Origin of the sequence: Vibrio methylphosphonaticus (assembly GCF_023634655.1) — a bacterium.
GTDB classification, from domain to species: domain Bacteria; phylum Pseudomonadota; class Gammaproteobacteria; order Enterobacterales; family Vibrionaceae; genus Vibrio; species Vibrio methylphosphonaticus.
The window spans coordinates 300,403-314,345 of the sequence record NZ_JAMKMS010000001.1; the positions used below are offsets into that span (position 1 = coordinate 300,403).

Consider the following 13,943-nt stretch of genomic DNA (forward strand, 5'->3'; position numbering starts at 1 on the left):
CTTATAAAAAGAAAAGTCATTAAAAAGCATCAACTTACTGTCAGGAAGACAGCACGCTCAAAGGGAGAAAGGCAATGGCTCTTTATGATCCAAGTCTTGAGAAGGACAACTGCGGATTTGGCCTTATCGCACATATGCAAGGTCAACCCAGCCACAAATTAGTTCGAACTGCAATTTCTGCGCTCGATCGCATGACTCACCGTGGTGGTATCGCTGCGGATGGAAAAACAGGAGATGGTTGTGGTCTACTACTGCAAAAACCCAACACCTACTTCCGTCTACTTGCCCAAGAAAATCAATGGAATCTAAGTAAGCAATACGCCGTCGGCATGCTGTTTCTATCCAATGATCCTATACAAGCGCAAGCCACCAAAGACACCATCGCAAAAGAACTCGCGCAAGAAACCCTCACTATTTCTGGGTGGCGCAAGGTTCCAGTCAATCCAGACGTTTTAGGCCCAATCGCGGCAGAGTCACTACCTAACATCGTGCAATGTTTTGTCTCAGCACCAGCAGGCTGGCGTGAGCAAGACGTTGAGCGTCGCCTTTACATTGCGAGAAGACGCATCGAGAAAGCGACCACTGACGACCCTGAATTCTATATTTGTAGTCTATCTACACAGGTTATTGTCTACAAAGGTCTTTGTATGCCTGCGGATCTTCCGCGCTTCTACCTTGATCTGGCCGATCTTCGAATGGAGTCAGCGATCTGTTTATTCCACCAGCGATTCTCTACCAATACCCAGCCTCGCTGGCCGCTGGCACAACCCTTTCGTTACCTGGCTCATAATGGTGAAATCAATACGATTGAAGGCAACCGTCAATGGGCAAAAGCACGCGCTTACAAGTTTTCCTCCCCCTTGTTACCCGATTTACAAACCGCCGCTCCCTTTGTTAACGAAACAGGTTCAGACTCTTCAAGCCTAGATAATATGCTTGATCTGTTCTTGTCGGGAGGAATGGATATATTCCGAGCGATGCGAATGCTCGTGCCACCAGCATGGCAAAACCACCCAGATATGGACCCGGATCTGCGCGCTTTTTACGACTTCAACTCAAAACACATGGAGCCGTGGGACGGCCCGGCAGGTATTGTACTTTCTGATGGGCGCTACGCCGCATGTAACCTTGACCGAAACGGATTAAGACCTGCCCGCTATGTCATCACGAAAGACAACCTTATTACCCTCGCATCTGAGGTAGGAATTTGGGATTACGCCCCAGATGAAGTCGCAGAAAAAGGACGCGTTGGTCCAGGAGAGTTATTGGTTGTCGATACTCAAGATGGCAAATTATGGCATTCAAATAAAATTGATGACGATCTAAAAAGCCGCCACCCTTATCGAGAGTGGATGGAAAACAATGTCCATAAGTTGACGCCTTTCACTGAGCTATCGGACGATGAGGTGGGTAAACGCAGTTTCGATGCTACACAGCTCAGTACTTATCAGAAACAATTTGCCATGAGCAATGAGGAAACCGATCAAGTACTACGAGTATTAGGCGATATGGGACAAGAAGCGGTGGGATCCATGGGTGACGATACCCCTATGGCTGTCCTATCTTCTAAAGAGCGCCTCATCACTGACTATTTTAGGCAAAAATTTGCTCAAGTGACCAACCCGCCTATCGATCCACTGCGTGAAAAACATGTCATGTCACTCGCGACCAGCGTAGGGCAAGAGATGAACGTCTTTTGTGAAACAGACGGGCACGCTTACCGCGTAGCCTTTAACTCCCCCGTACTGCTTTACTCAGACATGCAGCAACTACTCAACCTAAGTGAAGAGCATTATCGCCACACCGTTCTAGACATTAACTTTGACCCGCAACAAAAAGATCTAAGGCAAGCCATTATCGACTTATGTGCCCAGGCCGAAGAAGTGGTGAAAGCTGGGACGGTATTGCTGGTGCTTTCCGATCGAGCGCTAACGAAAGGTCACTTACCTATTCCTGCGGCAATGGCAGTTGGCGCGGTACAAACGCAACTGATTAATGCCAACGTACGTTGTGACACCAATATCTTAGTGGAAACCGCGACCGCAAGGGATCCCCATCAATTTGCCGTCCTATTAGGTTTTGGGGCAACGGCGGTATACCCTTATCTCGCCTATGAAACACTCAGCAAAATGGTCGAAGATGGCGTACTCGACAAAAGCTACCGTGTTGCTATGCAAAATTATCAAAACGGCATTAATAAAGGTCTGTATAAGATCATGTCGAAAATGGGCATTTCGACCATCGCTTCCTATCGATGCTCACAGCTTTTCGAAGCAGTTGGCCTCCATGACGACGTTGTTGACCTCTGCTTCAAAGGAGTGACGGCTCGAATTCAAGGCGCCAGCTTTGAGGACTTCCAGCAAGATATTTTCAATCTATCACGTAAAGCTTGGACAAAACGTAAACCAACCGAGCATGGCGGTTTATTAAAATATGTGCACGGTGGCGAATATCATGCGTACAACCCTGATGTGGTTGGCACCCTACAACAAGCAGTAAAAACCGGTGATACCCAAGATTATCAGACGTTTGCGACGCAAGTGAATAGTCGCCCCATTGCCATGTTGCGCGATCTCATGACCTTGAAAAAGCCTGCGTCTCCGCTTTCCTTATCGCAAGTTGAGCCTGCTAGCGAATTATTCAAACGCTTTGATTCTGCTGCCATGTCTATTGGTGCGCTAAGCCCTGAAGCACATGAAGCACTCGCAATGGCAATGAATCAGCTCGGTGGCTACTCAAATTCTGGTGAAGGCGGTGAGGATCCAAGACGATTTGGCACCAACCGAAATTCACGAATCAAACAAATCGCTTCTGGCCGATTTGGCGTCACGCCGCACTATCTAAGTAATGCCGACGTACTACAAATCAAAGTTGCGCAAGGCGCAAAACCCGGAGAGGGCGGCCAACTCCCTGGCCACAAAGTGACGGCTGAGATCGCGAAGCTTCGCTACTCCGTTCAAGGGGTGACATTAATTTCGCCTCCTCCTCATCATGATATCTACTCCATTGAGGATCTTGCCCAACTTATTTTCGATCTCAAGCAAGTTAACCCGAACGCCTTAGTTTCGGTGAAGCTCGTTTCTGAGCCCGGTGTGGGCACCATCGCAACAGGCGTCGCCAAAGCTTACGCCGATCTTATTACTATTTCAGGCTATGATGGCGGCACCGCAGCAAGCCCTCTAACGTCCGTTAAATACGCGGGATGCCCATGGGAGCTAGGGCTTGCGGAAACTCAACAAGCCTTAGTTGCCAATAGCTTACGTCATAAAATCCGCCTACAAGTGGACGGCGGTCTAAAGACAGGGCTTGATGTGGTCAAGGCGGCTATTTTGGGTGCTGAAAGCTTTGGGTTTGGAACGGCGCCAATGGTCGCTATGGGTTGTAAATTTTTAAGGATCTGCCACCTAAACAACTGCGCCACAGGGGTGGCAACTCAAGATGAAACCTTACGAAAAGAGTACTTTAAAGGGCTGCCAGATATGGTGGTTAACTACTTCACTGGCTTAGCCGACGAGGTGCGCTCGCTCCTTGCCCAACTGGGTGTAGAAAAACTAACGGACCTTATTGGACGTACGGATCTCTTGCAAGCGGTGGAAGGATTAACGGCAAAACAAAGTAAACTGGACCTATCGCCAATATTAGAAGCCCCGGTATCACCACAGAATTTCCCGTTGTACTGGACCCAACCCAACAATCCGTTTGATAAGGCCGAACTCAATAGCCAGATAGTGGAAGATGCACGCACCGCCGTGGAAGGTAAACGGTCCACCAGCTTGTATTACAACGTTCGAAATACTGATCGCTCCCTCGGCGCACGTTTGTCCGGTGAAATTGCCAAGCGTTATGGTAACCAAGGCATGGCAAGCTCTCCCATTCAGTTACACCTTGACGGAACGGCCGGTCAATCTCTCGGCGTTTGGAATGCTGGCGGCGTTGATATCACGCTAACCGGTGATGCCAATGACTATGTAGGTAAAGGCATGGCAGGCGGAAAGATTGTTATTAAACCTCATGTCGGCACAACCTTTGTCTGTAACGAAGCAACCATCATAGGAAATACCTGTTTGTATGGTGCCACGGGTGGCAAGCTGTTTGCGGCAGGCACCGCCGGTGAGCGTTTTGGCGTGCGTAATTCTGGCACCATCACGGTAATTGAAGGGGCTGGCGATAATGCCTGTGAATACATGACGGGAGGAATTGTCGCTATCTTGGGTGCAACAGGGGTGAACTTTGGTGCCGGTATGACTGGCGGATTTGCTTATGTCCTTGACGCCAATGAAGACTTCAATGGTCGCGTCAACGAGGAATCCGTTGAAGCCCTTGCTCTATCTGACCTTTACATTCACCAAGAACATTTAAGAGGGTTAATTGCAGAGCACCTTGAAGAAACCGGATCGGTACACGCCGAGAATATCCTAGCGAATTTTGATGAATGGATTCCGAAATTCTACCTAGTTAAGCCAAAAGCTGCGGATTTACGTACGCTTTTGGGTCACCAAAGCCGAAGCGCTGCCGAGCTGCGCGTTCAAGCCCAATAATTGCAAGGAGCGAAAATTATGAGCCAGAACGTCTATCAATTCATCGACGTTAATCGTGTAGACCCGGCAAAGAAACCGATAAAAATTCGTAAAATTGAATTTGTCGAAATCTATGAGCCTTTTACCAAACAGCAAGCGACTGCCCAAGCTGATCGGTGCCTAGACTGTGGTAACCCCTATTGTGAATGGAAGTGCCCAGTCCACAACTATATCCCTCAGTGGTTAAAGCTTGCCAATGAGGGACGGATTATTGAAGCGGTAGAGCTGTCACACCAAACCAACAGCCTACCTGAAGTGTGCGGAAGAGTGTGCCCACAAGATAGACTTTGTGAAGGTGCCTGTACCCTAAATGATGATTTCGGTGCAGTCACCATTGGTAATGTGGAAAAATACATTACCGACAAAGCGTTTGAAATGGGTTGGAAACCAGATACCTCTCATGTTGAGTGGACGGATAAAAAAGTCGCGATCATTGGCGCAGGGCCAGCTGGCCTTGCTGCCGCGGATGTCTTGGTTCGCAATGGGGTCAAGCCCGTTGTTTTTGACCGATACCCTGAAATTGGTGGGCTGCTCACCTTTGGGATCCCATCCTTCAAGTTAGAAAAAGACGTGATGACCAACCGTCGCCAAATTTTTAACGATATGGGGGTCGAATTCCAACTCAATACTGAAGTGGGTAAAGACGTCAAAATGTCGGATTTACTCGACGAGTATGACGCCGTCTTTTTAGGTGTTGGCACCTATAAAAACATGCGCGCAGGGTTAGCTAATGAGAATGCCCCTGGCGTCTACGATGCACTGCCCTTTTTGATATCCAACACTTACAAAGTCATGAATCTCCCTGATGCCCAGCCATTTTTGGACATGAGCGGTAAAAATGTAGTGGTATTAGGTGGTGGTGACACGGCGATGGACTGCGTACGCACTTCTATTCGTCAAGGAGCCAATAACGTGGTGTGTGCTTACCGCCGTGATGAAGTGAATATGCCAGGCTCTCGACGTGAAGTAAAAAATGCCAAAGAAGAAGGTGTTAACTTTATGTTTAACTTACAACCTCTTGGCATTGAGCTTGATAACAACGGTAATACCTGCGGCGTCAAAGTCGTCAAAACGGCACTTGGTGAACCCGATGAAGCAGGAAGACGTCGACCCGAGCCCGTTGAAGGCAGTGAGCATGTATTAGCCGCCGATGCCGTTATTATGGCGTTTGGTTTTCAACCACATAAAATGACATGGTTAGAACCTTTTGGTGTTGAACTTGACCAATGGGGGCGAATTAAAGCCCCATCAACGCAAGAATTTATGTATCAAACAACAAATAAAAAGATCTTTGCTGGCGGAGACGCCGTAAGAGGATCCGATTTAGTTGTCACGGCAATAGATGAAGGGCGTAAGGGCGCGGAGGGTATACTAGACTTCTTAGAAGTCTAAGCGCTTTATTAACACGTATGACTACCGTCACCTTTGAAAATAAGGGTGACGGTTAGCGTCGCAGCTTGGCACAATAAACCAAACGATATCAATTGGGTATCGGCAATGTGGATAAACCTAACACGCTCTCGTTCAAGACCATGCATGACAAGGAAGCTCAATGAACAAAATCACCATCATCCCCCTATCTCTTATATTACTCACCGCATGCGGTGCAGGGACTACGACTATGACCGACCGCTCCCATCAACCTTGTGGCGACAGCCCTCGCTGTGTCTCCACTCAAGATGACCGCGAAGACTTCAATCTCGCGCCATTTGAACTCACTGACGACGCGAATATTAACCAGATAGAAACCGTCGCGTTAAGTTTTCCTCGCTCAAGCGTTGCCGCAAAAGAAGGTAACTATTTACGCATAGAATACAAATCAAAAGTCTTCCGCTATGTCGACGATATGGAGTTAAAAATCGAAGATGGAAAACTACTGGTGCGCTCAGAAGCTCGTATCGGCTACTACGATTTCAAAGTGAATAGAAAACGAGTCGAAGAATTTAGAGCAAAACTCATCGAAACCGGCCTCATCGTAAAGCCCTAATTGTATGGGGCAAGAGAAAATAACTAGGCTGAGCGAAGATAATTGGGGGGAGCAAAGATAGTTGGGGTGAACCAAGACTATTGCTATACTGCACGCCGAATACGTTTTCCAACTTGAGAGAGTCTCTATGAAAATCGGCGTAATTGGCGCAATGGAACAAGAAGTTTCTATCCTTAAATCCGCTCTAGAAAATTTAGTTGAAGTGAAAAAAGGCGGCTGTACTTTTTTTACTGGTCAACTCAATGGCGCAGACGTTGTGTTACTTCAATCTGGCATTGGTAAAGTCGCGGCGGCGGTAGGCACCACGATTCTTCTTAGTGACTATCAACCCGACGTCGTTATCAACACAGGCTCTGCAGGCGGTTTTGAATCATCACTTAACCTAGGTGATGTTGTTATCTCTACTGAAGTTCGCCACCACGATGCTGACGTCACGGCATTTGGTTATGAGATTGGCCAAATGGCAGGTCAACCAGCAGCATTTACGGCTGATAAAAAGCTAATGGACATCGCTGAACAAGCCCTTGCTCAAATGAAAGATAAGCACGCAGTACGCGGTCTTATTTGTACTGGTGATGAATTTGTATGCCGCCCTGAGCGCCAAGCAACAATCCGCGCAAACTTCCCTGGCGTTATTGCCGTTGAGATGGAAGCGTCTGCGATTGCTCAAACTTGCCATCAATTCAATACTCCATTCGTGGTTGTCCGTGCAATCTCTGATGTTGCAGACAAAGAGTCTCCAATGAGTTTTGAAGAATTCCTACCATTAGCCGCGCAAAGCTCATCTGAGATGGTTGTGAAAATGGTCAGCTTACTAAAATAAGCTCAGCTATACCTAGGCAGCGCTTGTCAAAAGAACTGGATAACCCGCTTCTAACAACAAGGGCCGAATAACAAGGATTCGTTAATGAGCTCTTTTCTAGAGAGTTTCTATGCCAATGGTGCGCTTCTCGTCATGTGGGGCGCACTTATTTTTCATCTGTTGCTCCCTATTCCCCAAAGTGCTCACCCGGTCCATTTCTGGCAGCGCTTAGCGATAGCTGTCGCAGATAAAGTCAATCAGCCAACCAATACCGCTCGCCAACAAACGCTTTCAGGGTTGCTGGCATGGACACTTTTTATCATCCCTACCGTCGTCGTATTACTCGCCATGCAGTCACTGGCTTGGCAGGAGCAATTCTATCAATTAGCTTTACTACTTTTAGCATTAGATTGGCGAGGTAATGAAACCTTAACGCAGCAACTCATACGCGGTTTATCGAATGAAGATAAAGACTATGTACGCACCACACTAAAAACGAGTGTGAATAGAGAAACCGCGCCTTTATCTTTGATCGGATTAGGGAAAGCGTCAGCAGAAACCCTCATACTAGGCTACTCTCGCCGCGTTATTGGTGTGCTATTTTGGTATGGCCTACTTGGTGGAATTGGCGCGCTCATCTACCGCTTGGCGATGGAACTCGCTCGCAGTTGGAGCCCTGCTCAACCTCAATTTCAAAGCTTTGGTAAGCCTGCTGCTCTTCTCTTTGCTGTACTTGATGCCATTCCACAGAAGCTATTTGCATTGCTTATTATGATAGGGGCATCGCGACAAAGTATGACATCAGCTATAGAGCAAAGCCGGACTTGGCATAACTCAATCACCAATTGGTTGTTGTGTGGATACGCGAATAAGTTTGGACTTTCATTTGGTGGGCCAGCAATGTACGACGCGACGAAATACCAACGCGCTCGTATTGGTGGAAAAGTCGTGCCTTCGGCGTATCACATTGCTTTATTACAAAAAGATATCGCATGGCGAATCTATGCTTGGTTGATGCTACAAAGCGCCATCATATTTATAATTAATAAAGGGTTTTAGTCAATGAAACGTATTTTGACGGTCATGGTTATGGCATGTCTTTCTTCACCAGCATTGGCCGCTGCGCAACGAGTCATCAGCCTTGCTCCGCACGCCACTGAATTAGCTTATGCGGCTGGATTAGGCGAGCAACTCATTGCCGTCAGCGAATACAGTGACTACCCGGAAGCGGCAAAAAATCTGGAGCGTGTGGCCAACTATCAAGGTATTAAGCTAGAGCGCATCGTCGCATTACAACCCGACCTGATCCTCGTTTGGCCAGCTGGAAACCCTGCTCGAGAATTAGACAAGCTCCGCCAGCTGGGCTTTAACCTTGTGTATTCAAAAACTAAAACACTTGAGAATATCGCCGATAACATCGAAGCGCTCAGTGTTTATGCCAACGACCCTACTATCGGTCAACGAGCCGCTGCCGATTTTCGACAGCGATTGGACTCACTCAAATCATCCTCACAGACGAATAAACCCGTTCGTTATTTTTATCAACTAAGTGAAAAACCGATTATCACTCTGGCGCAAGGCAGTTGGCCGAGTGAAGTTTTTCGCTTCTGTGGCGGGGAAAATATCTTTGCTAACAGTAAAGCGCCATACCCTCAGGTTAGCCCTGAACAAATTATTGTTCGCCAACCGGAAGTTATTTTCACTTCAGAGCATGCCATTAAAAATGGCGGCATGTGGCAGAAATGGTCTGCCGAACTGCCTGCGGTCGAAAAGAAGCATCTGTGGACACTAACGTCTGATTGGCTAAATAGGCCAACACCACGTACTTTGCTAGCAATCGAACAAGTTTGCCAATATTTCGATACGGTTAGAGAGTCTCGATGAGAATTCACTCGCACTATGACAAGATCAGGTGCGAAGTGTCTATAATTACCGTAAAATTGCCGCACTTTTAATAAGACATTTTTCAATGAGTATATAACGTGGACTCCATGCTCTATTTAGTCGATTTATTCGGCACAATGGTATTTGCGATTTCAGGAGTGATTCTCGCAGGAAGACTAAGGATGGATCCTTTTGGCGTTATGGTATTAGGCAGTGTCACCGCGATTGGTGGTGGCACCATAAGAGATATGGCGCTAGGCGCGACGCCAGTATTCTGGATCACCGATACCACTTATTTATGGGTTATCATCGTGACCTGTTTGCTCACCATGATGCTAGTCAGACATCCTCGACGATTGCCATGGTGGGTGCTACCAGTTTCTGATGCTATTGGGCTAGCTGTCTTTGTTGGCATCGGTGTAGAAAAAGCACTTAGCTATCAAGACTCGGCCTTGGTTGCCATTATCATGGGCGTAATAACCGGTTGTGGCGGCGGTATTATTCGAGATGTACTCGCAAGAGAGATTCCAATGATTTTACGCCGCGAAGTCTATGCGACCGCTTGTATTATTGGCGGCGCATTTTACACCACGACCCTAATGCTCGGTGCGACCCCAGAAAGCGCCTTTCTGAGTTGTGTCATAACCACGCTCATCATTCGGCTTGGCGCGATTCGCTGGCAACTCTCTTTGCCTACGTTTGCACTCGATAAATAACGAAATTTCACCACATGAATGTCAGAGTTACGCCATTCTCTGACATTCATACTTCAATTTTCCTTATTGCTCTAGTATGTTGAATACCTGACCGTTTTTTATTCAAATAAAGCGGAAAGATGGATTCATTCGGGATAAGGAGATCTCATGGCGATCACGTTCAATCAAGTTCAATTCAATCACTCTCAACAGCTATGTATTCCCTTTTGGCAACTTAAGCATAAAGAGCACTGGGGTGTCTTCGAAACCCAAGGCAATGTTGGATCCGTAATTGGTGATCTACTCTGTCAGGAAATCGAATCTGACACAGGTTGGGTCGACACCAACAACTGCCACATTGCTCAAGTCTCGCTTGCCGAACAACAACGATTACTCGAATTAGAACATGCCAACGATGACACCGACTTCTTAGACAGAATCGATCACGGGCGCAGTGTGATGCAACTTATTTCTGAACATTGCGATAACCCTGTGATTATCGAACAACTACTGCAAGAATTAGACTTATTACACTTAAAAGAACGTGGCTTCAAACAGCTTTCAACCGGTGAAACTCGCCGCGTGATGTTAGCTCGTGCGCTCTCTTCTTCACCACAAGTACTTGTGCTTGATGAGCCTTTTGTGGGTCTTGATCATTCCCACAGAAAAATACTCGCAGACTATCTTTACAGCCTATCTGCTCATGTCCAACTTATTCTCATTACCTCAAGAGAAGATGAAATTCCAGCTTGGGTCAATCATATTGCTTTATTTGAAAACGGTACGTTAAAAGAGGAGCTCAGCTATCAGCAATGGACTAGCCACCCTGTTATTGCCCAATTACTGTCGCAATCAGCGATTCAGAGTGAACAATGGATGGAATTAATCCGTAAGCACCAGCATACATCGGCATTTAGCGACCCGCTCATTCAAATTACCAACGGCTGTGTCGAATACGTTGACCAAAAGATATTCTCCAACGTTAACTGGCAGATCAATCATGGCGAACACTGGCAAGTTCGAGGTCCTAATGGTTGTGGAAAAAGTACCTTACTGGGTCTAATTTTTGGGGACCATCCACAGTGTTACAGTAACGATATTCAAATTTATGGCATGAAACGTGGTAGTGGCGAAACCGTGTGGGACATCAAACAACACACTGGGATGGTTTCATCCTCACTGCATTTGCAATATCGAGTCAGCTGCAACGCCCTTGATGTATTGCTATCGGGCTTTTTTGACTCGATTGGGCTCTACGATAAACCAACAAAAAAACAAATTGATACCGCAAAAGAATGGCTAACCTTGCTGCACATGGCACACCTTGCCCAATCTTCATTTAGGACGCTTGAATACAGCCAACAACGGCTACTGTTAATTGCGCGCGCCATTATAAAACAACCGACTATTCTCATTCTGGATGAGCCGTACCAAGGGCTGGATTACCTGGGTCGAAAACTGGTCATGAACGCGCTCAACATGATTGCCAAAGAGAACCTGAGCCAACTGTTATACGTCTCGCATTACACCGAAGATACGCTAGACAGTATCCAGAACTTTGTTGATTTTATTCCTAACCTTCAAGAAGATAGCTATCAAATAAAAATCACCAACAAGGCTAAGGTCACTAATGAGTAAGAGAATGGCCATCGTGTATTTTTCTCACACTGGCGCAACGAGAATGCTGGCAGAAAGAATATCCTCGGGATCCACTGCTGCCGGAGTGACCACTACTCAGATTGAGATTCTATCTAGCGACATTGTCGAAGGTCGCTATATCCGTAAGGACATCTTTAACGTCCTGCAGCAGCAGGATGCCATTGTGTTTGGTAGCCCCACTTATATGGGGTCTGCCGCAGCGCAATTTAAAGCATTTATGGATGCCAGTAGCAATGATTACGTCGACCTGGCATGGCGAAATAAGTTAGCAGCAGGCTTCACCGTTGGAGGAAGCCTCAATGGAGAACAACAGCAAACCTTGCTTAGTTTTTTCACTTTAGCCTGCCAACATGCCATGCTTTGGGCGGGTTTAGACACTTCACAGCACAACGACCAACTTAAACTCAATAGAACTGGCTCCTCTATTGGACTTGTTGCCAGCACCCTAAGCGATTCCAATTTAGTCAATGACAATGACCTAGCCACGGCGTACTACTTTAGGCAACGACTCGCTCGCTGTCTATAACACCATAATCACTAAAATCGTGATAACCTAGTCATTATCTATTCCCAAATTTCATTAATAGCTATGCTACTTGAAGGTATTGAAACACTCTTAGTCTTATCGCAAGAGAAAACCATGAGTCGCACCGGCAGTCGCCTTTACATCGGGCAGTCTGCGGTGAGTAAGCGCATTGCTAACTTAGAAAAGCGTCTGGGGAAAAAACTCATCGAACCGGATGGTCGACAGATTAAGCTCACACCAGATGCGTTAGTTCTCATTGAGCGCATTGGTGCCAGCGTTAATGAACTGAAAGGATTGATATCAGAAGAGCAGCAACATAGCGACCAAACCCTGATCCGCCTTGACTGTTCTGAAACGCTCGTAGCTGGCTATCTTAGTGAGTTTATTAGCCCATTATTGGCTCAAGATCCATACCTCACCATCACCACTAATCACACTCCAAGAATTGTTGAGCATGTTCGTTCCGGTGATGCCATGATTGGTTTCTGTGCGGGGCACCTAAGTGCTCAATTAGGGCTACACGCGACACATTTATTTGATGAGCCTTTTAAAATTGTCAGTCACAAACCGTTAAATCGTGCACCAAAAACTCTCATCACCAACGATCTCACTAACCCCGCCAACACATACCAAGCCGCCTTACTGCAGCAATCCCAAATTGTTCCTTGCATGCAAATGGACTCGTACACGGCCGCCGCCCAGCTGGCGATAAAAGGGGCTGGACCTGCTCTGGTACCGATGTCCATTATTAAGACATTGCATATTGATGATTCACTGTGTTTTGACTTTGCTTTTTTGTCCGCGCTAACTCGGCCTATACACATCATTTACCGACCAACAGTATTAAAAAACAGTCGAGCTAAAACAGTGATTGAAACCATTGAGGATGCTGTTCCAAGAGTAGTTTTATCGCCATCACCATTGACATGATAACCACCAATGGGCGAATGAACTTCTTGCCCTTTGTCACCACCATCTTGGCTCCCATTCTGGCGCCAATGAAGCCTCCCATCGCCATTACCAGACCAATCTCCCACACGGGAAGACCCGCTAAAATAAAGAACAATAATGCGGCAATATTTGATGTGAAATTTAGAACCTTAGTGCGCGCCGTGGCGTGTACAATAGAAAGCTGCGCAATCGCGACAAAACAGATAGTAAAAATAGAGCCAGTTCCGGGACCAAAAAAACCATCATAAAATCCCACTCCTGTCCCGACAGAGAAAGCGAACATGGTTTCAGACAGCTTTGGTTTCCCTCCCCCCTCTCCCGCCTGAGGAGCAAGTAAAAAGTATAAAGAAATACCCAGGAGCAAGACCGGTATTAAACTCGTCAATATACCAGCATCAATATGCTGAACCAATTCTGCACCGACAGCTGAGCCAACAAAAGTACACGCAATCGCTAGGCGCATCTCTTTAATATCAACAATACCGTTTCGAACGAAATACCACGTTGCAGAAAAGCTCCCAAATGAGCTTTGCAGCTTATTAGTAGCCAGCGCTTGGGTCGGGGGAACCCCAACAGATAAGAGTGCTGGCAAGGTTAATAATCCGCCGCCTCCTGCCATAGCATCGATAAAACCGGCTAAACCAGCGACAAAAAATAACATCATCAATATGTCGAAAGTAACGTCCATGAATTCCACTCACCAGTATCAAATTAAACAAAATTGTACGTGTTCGAGTCACGAATAAAAGCGAAACAATGGACAACAACCTATTCCAGATAGGAAAGAGTATGGCGTGTCATTTTTCACTAATATAGCGACAAAAAAAATCCCGCTCGAGAGCGGGATTTCAAGGAAGCAGAA

At 46.6% G+C, this 13,943-nt stretch carries 11 protein-coding genes; 10 read left to right on the forward strand and 1 reads right to left on the reverse strand.

The features are described from left to right. The first annotated feature begins 74 nt into the window (after window positions 1-74). The 10 genes from gltB (at window position 75) to M9196_RS01365 (ending at window position 13,060) form a co-directional block, all read left to right on the forward strand. On the forward strand, window positions 75-4,538 hold the full coding sequence (gene gltB, locus M9196_RS01320; RefSeq protein ID WP_250615728.1) for a glutamate synthase large subunit: 4,464 nt from the start codon (window positions 75-77) through the stop codon (window positions 4,536-4,538). A gap of 18 nt (window positions 4,539-4,556) precedes the next feature. Then, window positions 4,557-5,969 carry an FAD-dependent oxidoreductase gene (locus M9196_RS01325; protein WP_250615729.1) on the forward strand — a complete coding sequence of 471 codons (1,413 nt, stop codon included), beginning with the start codon at window positions 4,557-4,559 and terminating at the stop codon, window positions 5,967-5,969. Between the two features lie 160 nt (window positions 5,970-6,129). After that, complete coding sequence (locus M9196_RS01330; RefSeq protein ID WP_250615730.1) at window positions 6,130-6,564, forward strand: DUF1499 domain-containing protein; 435 nt, start codon at window positions 6,130-6,132, stop codon at window positions 6,562-6,564. 127 nt (window positions 6,565-6,691) lie between these two features. Next, on the forward strand, window positions 6,692-7,387 hold the full coding sequence (gene mtnN / locus M9196_RS01335) for a 5'-methylthioadenosine/S-adenosylhomocysteine nucleosidase (RefSeq protein ID WP_250615731.1): 696 nt from the start codon (window positions 6,692-6,694) through the stop codon (window positions 7,385-7,387). Between the two features lie 84 nt (window positions 7,388-7,471). Then, entirely contained in the window at window positions 7,472-8,425 is a 954-nt protein-coding gene (locus M9196_RS01340; protein WP_250615732.1) for a cobalamin biosynthesis family protein, read from the forward strand. Window positions 8,426-8,449: 24 nt separating this feature from the next. Next, complete coding sequence (btuF, locus tag M9196_RS01345; RefSeq protein ID WP_406707608.1) at window positions 8,450-9,250, forward strand: vitamin B12 ABC transporter substrate-binding protein BtuF; 801 nt, start codon at window positions 8,450-8,452, stop codon at window positions 9,248-9,250. Window positions 9,251-9,348: 98 nt separating this feature from the next. Further along, window positions 9,349-9,966 carry a TRIC cation channel family protein gene (locus tag M9196_RS01350; RefSeq protein ID WP_250615734.1) on the forward strand — a complete coding sequence of 206 codons (618 nt, stop codon included), beginning with the start codon at window positions 9,349-9,351 and terminating at the stop codon, window positions 9,964-9,966. Window positions 9,967-10,113: 147 nt separating this feature from the next. After that, entirely contained in the window at window positions 10,114-11,583 is a 1,470-nt protein-coding gene (gene modF / locus M9196_RS01355; RefSeq protein WP_250615735.1) for a molybdate ABC transporter ATP-binding protein ModF, read from the forward strand. Continuing rightward, a complete protein-coding gene (locus M9196_RS01360; protein WP_250615736.1) occupies window positions 11,576-12,130 on the forward strand; it encodes a flavodoxin family protein in 555 nt (184 codons plus the stop codon). The genes modF and M9196_RS01360 overlap by 8 nt, the downstream gene beginning before the upstream one ends. A gap of 63 nt (window positions 12,131-12,193) precedes the next feature. Next, on the forward strand, window positions 12,194-13,060 hold the full coding sequence (locus M9196_RS01365; RefSeq protein WP_250615737.1) for a LysR family transcriptional regulator: 867 nt from the start codon (window positions 12,194-12,196) through the stop codon (window positions 13,058-13,060). Here the strand turns inward: M9196_RS01365 and M9196_RS01370 are convergent. Beyond that, the gene (locus M9196_RS01370) at window positions 12,990-13,769 is read right to left on the reverse strand and encodes a TSUP family transporter (protein WP_250615738.1); all 780 of its coding nucleotides are present in this window, start codon (window positions 13,767-13,769) and stop codon (window positions 12,990-12,992) included. The two genes, M9196_RS01365 and M9196_RS01370, sit on opposite strands and share 71 nt — an antisense overlap. Between the last annotated feature and the right edge of the window lie 174 nt (window positions 13,770-13,943).

Bases quoted from the DNA above. Each gene is read 5' to 3' on its own strand.
- gltB (WP_250615728.1), top strand. From the start codon at position 75: ATGGCTCTTTATGATCCAAGTCTTGAGAAGGACAACTGCGGATTTGGC.
- M9196_RS01325 (WP_250615729.1), top strand. From the start codon at position 4,557: ATGAGCCAGAACGTCTATCAATTCATCGACGTTAATCGTGTAGACCCG.
- M9196_RS01330 (WP_250615730.1), top strand. From the start codon at position 6,130: ATGAACAAAATCACCATCATCCCCCTATCTCTTATATTACTCACCGCA.
- mtnN (WP_250615731.1), top strand. From the start codon at position 6,692: ATGAAAATCGGCGTAATTGGCGCAATGGAACAAGAAGTTTCTATCCTT.
- M9196_RS01340 (WP_250615732.1), top strand. From the start codon at position 7,472: ATGAGCTCTTTTCTAGAGAGTTTCTATGCCAATGGTGCGCTTCTCGTC.
- btuF (WP_406707608.1), top strand. From the start codon at position 8,450: ATGGTTATGGCATGTCTTTCTTCACCAGCATTGGCCGCTGCGCAACGA.
- modF (WP_250615735.1), top strand. From the start codon at position 10,114: ATGGCGATCACGTTCAATCAAGTTCAATTCAATCACTCTCAACAGCTA.
- M9196_RS01360 (WP_250615736.1), top strand. From the start codon at position 11,576: ATGAGTAAGAGAATGGCCATCGTGTATTTTTCTCACACTGGCGCAACG.
- M9196_RS01365 (WP_250615737.1), top strand. From the start codon at position 12,194: ATGCTACTTGAAGGTATTGAAACACTCTTAGTCTTATCGCAAGAGAAA.
- M9196_RS01370 (WP_250615738.1), bottom strand. From the start codon at position 13,769: ATGGACGTTACTTTCGACATATTGATGATGTTATTTTTTGTCGCTGGT.